This window comes from Streptococcus sp. 27098_8_74, from assembly GCF_041431705.1.
Taxonomy (GTDB): domain Bacteria; phylum Bacillota; class Bacilli; order Lactobacillales; family Streptococcaceae; genus Streptococcus; species Streptococcus salivarius_E.
The window spans coordinates 1-5,246 of the sequence record NZ_JAPVYF010000050.1 but is presented as its reverse complement, the minus strand read 5'-3'; the positions used below and the strand labels follow the sequence as shown (position 1 = coordinate 5,246).

The 5,246-nt window shown below is 37.8% G+C and carries 6 protein-coding genes; all 6 read left to right on the top strand.

The window, feature by feature from the left end:
- The first annotated feature begins 55 nt into the window (after positions 1-55).
- Positions 56-241, top strand: coding sequence for a competence regulator inhibitor paratox (locus tag O3670_RS10720; protein ID WP_371596155.1), 186 nt, complete (start codon positions 56-58; stop codon positions 239-241).
- Between the two features lie 108 nt (positions 242-349).
- Positions 350-673 (top strand): hypothetical protein, encoded by a 324-nt coding sequence (locus tag O3670_RS10715; RefSeq protein WP_371596154.1) that lies wholly within the window; start codon positions 350-352, stop codon positions 671-673.
- Between the two features lie 783 nt (positions 674-1,456).
- The gene (locus O3670_RS10710; protein ID WP_371596153.1) at positions 1,457-2,554 is read left to right on the top strand and encodes a hypothetical protein; all 1,098 of its coding nucleotides are present in this window, start codon (positions 1,457-1,459) and stop codon (positions 2,552-2,554) included.
- 35 nt (positions 2,555-2,589) lie between these two features.
- The gene (locus tag O3670_RS10705; protein WP_073688967.1) at positions 2,590-2,988 is read left to right on the top strand and encodes a hypothetical protein; all 399 of its coding nucleotides are present in this window, start codon (positions 2,590-2,592) and stop codon (positions 2,986-2,988) included.
- 11 nt (positions 2,989-2,999) lie between these two features.
- Positions 3,000-3,401, top strand: coding sequence for a hypothetical protein (locus O3670_RS10700; protein ID WP_371596152.1), 402 nt, complete (start codon positions 3,000-3,002; stop codon positions 3,399-3,401).
- The coding region (locus O3670_RS10695; protein WP_371596151.1) for an AAA family ATPase at positions 3,402-5,246 on the top strand (1,845 nt) is incomplete at its 3' end.

Here is a 5,246-nt window from a genome sequence, read left to right as displayed (position 1 = left end):
GCTTTTTGATATCTTTTACGAATAGATATATTGTAAAAAATAGGAGGTATATAAAATGATGACTTATGATGAAGTAATGGAAGCGATAGAAAGAGGGTTTATCAAGGGCGATAAGATCAGTATTGTCCGACGAAATGGGAAGATTCATGATTATGTCTTACCAGGAGAGAAAGTAGAACCCGGAGAAAAGGTGACAGAAGTAGACTTAGAATCTGTACTTGAAGAATTGAAGGAGTTCTAGAAATGATGCAGCTTTTAAGCGAACTAACTCCTCTGGTCTCGCAAAAGGTCTACAAGAGTGATATAATATTTGTATTGAGTAGATTAAGAGGAGATTTAAAGTAGACAAATGGATTTTTCACTAAGCACAATGGGCCATTTTTTAGGCGATACCCTTTTAGGAACTATTATTTGTATGGTGGTAACCTTTGTTATTGTCTACTTGAATATGCGAAAGATAGGCAAGTTGGCGATATCTTTTGAGGAACGTCAACAGAGAGTGATTGTTTTTGAGAAACAATTGAAATTAGTAGGTTTAGTTCTAGCACTCTTGGTATTAACTGGGTTGTTAAGACAGAACTCTGGTTTTATGATCATTGTCAGCTTGTTCTTATCGCAAAATCTCATTGAGATGTCTCGCATTAAAGCAGAAAGATTATTTGGTAAGCAGTAATAGTAGTTTAGACACCATCTCATGATGGTGTTTTTTTATTGAGATAGACTATTCTGATAAGGCAGTTTGCTTTTCGTTAAATCTGGTTGATAGCATTTACGGTATTGGGGTGTAAAAAATTTAAAAAAAGTTAAATAAAGGGGCCTCTGAGCTTCGAATACAAGACCTGTTATGATATACTTATATCAAGGTTAAGGAATGAGGTTTCTCCCCTCTCCTTAACCCGACCATTGTTGTTGTAAGGTTAGACGAGATTTCTCCTCTCGCATCTAACATAATCTATTAACTTCTATTAGTTATGAATTAGGGACCTCCCCCAAAGCATAACTATCCTTTCTGTTTTTAGTGTTATGAGGTTTCTCCCCTCGCTGTTAAACTAAAAATAGTCATTGTTTTTCTTCTCCAGAGAAATTTCTCTTGGGAAGAGAGGTAGTCCATTGAGGGCTGCCTCTTTTTTGTTGTCAACGAAACTTATTTTGGATAGAAAAAAACCATCGGAACAACAGGAAGTCCCAATGGTTACAACAACAATATTTTCAAAAAACAATGACGTTTTATGAAAAAGAAGATATGGAGAAGAAGGAGAAAAGCAACCTCTCCATAAAATTCCCCGAAGGGAAAAACAATGACTGTGTTTAGTAGTACTCCTAAACACATTTTTAGTATAGCTTATTGATGGGGTTATTTCAAGGCAAGGAAACCAGAATAAGGGTAATTTTATCTCAAAAGTCAACCTATGTCACTAGGTTGCGACACCTATATAAAATAGCCTATCATGGCTTCATGGTAGAATTTAAAGATTATGAAAATACACAAGGGCTCGAAGAGCTGGAAGGTTGGCGGTATTTTCCGATTAGAGCAGCAAATAGGATCAAGTCCTTCTGGGAGAGCAACAGCGTTCTCTCTTACTTGAGGCGACATCGGTTAAAACGAACGCTGATCATTAGTTATGCATTACTGGGAACTATGGTATGGACAGCTACATCTGCTTATTTCTCTCCAACCCGAGTTACTTACTTAGAGTCACAACTGCAGGCAACACAATCATTTGGTAATGGCCTTGGAAGTATCACAGCAACTTCTATGACCTACTCTTCTTCAAATGGCTTAGTCGTTATGGAATTGACAACATCAGATGCTACTAGTGCTATCAAAAAAGGGATTAATACTGAAAATCTTGATTGGCAGGTTTTCTTGCCAAGTAGTGTTAAGAATCCTGAAGCAGTGACCTTAGAAGTCATTCCGTTAACCGGAGATAAGGTGTATCTAGTCATGCGTAATGTGCCTTCAGATTATACGCTCATGGTTATTCGTGCGACAAATAAGACACCGAACTCAAATAGTCTCAAGATTGACGTTCAAGAATACAATGACTACTTATCATCTAGTTCTAATGACGCTTCAGTTTCTAAGCAGAATAAACAAAAAGATAAGGAAGGGAATAAGAACTACGTTGATTTCTTTGTTACTCCTCAAAATGAACTCTTCAAAAACAAATATGTCAAGAATTTGTCTCGTGAGAAGTTTGCCCTCAATATTTTTGAAGAGGAGTTGAAATATCAAAAAGGTCAACGAAAAGAACTCTTGGCTTCTGCAAAAACACTTGATGACAGTATTAAGGAAGATACTAAGACATTGGAGCAGTTGAAACGTGAGTCAGAATACTTGGTCGGTAATGAGTTAACCGATAAGCAGAATGATATGGAAGCTATCGAGAAAAGTATGGGCTCTAAAGAGAAAGACGGAGCGAAAGCGCGTGAAAATGCTGCTTATGTTCAGACAATCATTGAACAGATTGAAAAGAATATCAAAGCAGTTAAGAATGGTACCTACAAGTTTAATTCACCAGTACGATCAGTAAAACAAGATATTGGGGAATAAATATAAAAAGGAAAGAAAGGACTTTATTAACGATTATGACAATTGACGAACAACGCTATTTACTTAACCAAGATTGCCTATTGATGAAATATCAGCGAGGTAACGCTATGAATGAACCCCTTCAAATTTTTAGAGGGAAATGGGCAGACGGTTTAGAACGCCTACATCAAATCATTGATAAAGAAGTTGGTTGGAAGAACTTTCGTAGTTTTGTCTCAAGTAACGTACATCATGACTCTGAAACATCCATTGAGGTAGTCAAGAAACACTTGAACCAATGCCGTATTGAATGTACGGACCTTTTGGATATTGATTTTGGAGAGCAAGGTTCTATTTGTATTCAGAGGAATCAAGTAGAGCTTTTGACAGAGAAATTCCGTTATTTCCTTTATTTTGAAAGTAATATTCAACCAATGATGGATATTGACTTCTAGGGAGGTACTGGATGAATCAAGAAGAAAATCAACAACAAGAGGGGAACTGGGGACTGCCTCGTGGTCTTTACACGCAGGTAAAGTACTACGGTGTTCCTGTAATGAAAGCTTTTATTATAGTGGGAAGCTTTGTTTTTCCGCTACAATTTAAGGATGTATTTTTCCCAAGAGGGCAGGAGCTGAAGTTCCTAATCAATTTAATCTGTACAATGACTTTAACGATTTATTGGATGATCCCGTCTTCGTCTGGTGGAAATAAGTTCTGGGAATTTATTCATGCACACCGTCGGACAAAGAAACGTTATTATCCGATTGATAAGAACTGTTATCCAGAGTTGAGAGATGATGGCTCGAAAAACCGTCTCTACTTAATGGATAAGGCTGCAGAACGTTTAGGAAGGAAGTATAAATAGATGAAGGAGATGACTAACCATAATCTTAGTAAGACTCCTTATATTGACAAATACACAACAGACCTTACTGAGAAAATCAGACCTAAACGTCAAGATTTTGTGGCTTGGGGTAGACAAGACGAAATCAGACAAGTCTTTATCTCACTAAATCGATTAGAAAAAAACTCGCCTGTACTAATTGGTGAAGCTGGTGTAGGTAAAACAGCTATTGTAGAGGGAATTTGTGCGGATATTCTTAACAATAAAGCCCACGTCCCAACACGTTTCCGAAGTAAGCAGGTTAAGCAACTAGAATTATCTGCTATCCAAGGGAAAGAATTTGACCATACTGGTAAAGAGGTGAACATCATTGCTAAAATGGACGGATTGATTAAAGAGTTTATGGCTCATAAAGATGAGTTTATCCTCTTTATTGATGAAGTGCATACCATTATGGGAACTGGGGTTGAGGGAAGTGCTCTTGACGTCGCAAATAGCTTAAAACCAGCCTTATCTCGTGGGGAAATCTATCTTATTTCAGCCACCACAGCTGATGAGTTTATGATTATTGAACGAGATCCTGCAATGGAACGACGTCTACAACCAGTTTACGTTGATGAACTGGATAAAGAGGCGTCGATATTGGTCTTGAAAAAACGTCGTCCCAAGTACAAACGAGAACTTGACATTGAAATTCCTAATGATGCCATTAAGGCAGCAGTAGAATTATCTATTCGTTATATTACGGATAAAATGCTTCCAGATAAAGCTATTGATATTATTGATGAAGCTTCAGCGACTGCAAATATCGATGGGAAATCAGAGATTACCTTAAGAGATATTGCGAGTGTCATACACCGTAAAAAAGGTATTCCTATGGAAAGTCTCCTACGCACGTCTTCAACTCCAGTGGATTTTGCGGAAGGGATGCGTGCTGTTGTTAAGGGGCAAGATCATGTGATTCGAACCATAGCACGCCTTATGTATAAGGGAATCCAGGGAGGACAGAACAAGCGAAGGCCTCTTGGAACTCTTCTTCTACTTGGGACAACAGGTACAGGTAAAACTGAATTGGCGAAACAAGCAGCCAAACAACTGTTTGGTAGTGAAGAAGCGATGATTCGGTTGGATATGTCAGAATACATGACAGATAATGCCGTTGTTCGTCTTATAGGAAATGACGAGCGAAAAGGTGACTTAACGGAAAAAATTAAGAAGAATCCCTACTCGTTAGTTCTATTGGACGAGTTAGAAAAGGCTCATCCAGATGTCTGGGCTTTATATCTGCAAATGCTTGATGACGGGCATTTGACTGACGGACGTGGACGAAAAATCAATTTTAAGAATACGTTTATCATTGCAACATCAAACGTGGGGCATAAGCGAATCAAAGATAAATATATCACCTCTGGTCAGACCTTTACAGAAATGAACAAGACTGACTATAAAGAGTTCATGAAGGACATGAGAGACGAGTTAATCAAGATCTTTAAACGTCCTGAATTTATCAACCGTTGGAAAATTGAAGTGACTAATATCTTGACGAAACAAACCATTGATAAGATTGTCTATTCAAAAATGGCAGTACATGAGAGTACTTGGTTTAAAGAGCATCATATCCTTATTAATTATGAGGATATTAAGGATGGTGACCAAACTATCGATGGCAAAAATTACTTCTATGAATATCTTAGTAGTGTCGGTGTTAGCCCAGAAGATGGAGCAAGGCCTTTAGAGAGAACTATTGATGAAGTGTTAACAGATGAAATCTTTGAGCAATTGTATTTCCTTGGGCGAAAGCCAGAAGATTACTTTATAGTTGACGTGTCTCTATCTGGACATGCACCAGGAACGTTTGCGAATGGG

Bases quoted from the DNA above. Each gene is read 5' to 3' on its own strand.
- O3670_RS10720 (WP_371596155.1), top strand. From the start codon at position 56: ATGATGACTTATGATGAAGTAATGGAAGCGATAGAAAGAGGGTTTATC.
- O3670_RS10715 (WP_371596154.1), top strand. From the start codon at position 350: ATGGATTTTTCACTAAGCACAATGGGCCATTTTTTAGGCGATACCCTT.
- O3670_RS10710 (WP_371596153.1), top strand. From the start codon at position 1,457: ATGGTAGAATTTAAAGATTATGAAAATACACAAGGGCTCGAAGAGCTG.
- O3670_RS10705 (WP_073688967.1), top strand. From the start codon at position 2,590: ATGACAATTGACGAACAACGCTATTTACTTAACCAAGATTGCCTATTG.
- O3670_RS10700 (WP_371596152.1), top strand. From the start codon at position 3,000: ATGAATCAAGAAGAAAATCAACAACAAGAGGGGAACTGGGGACTGCCT.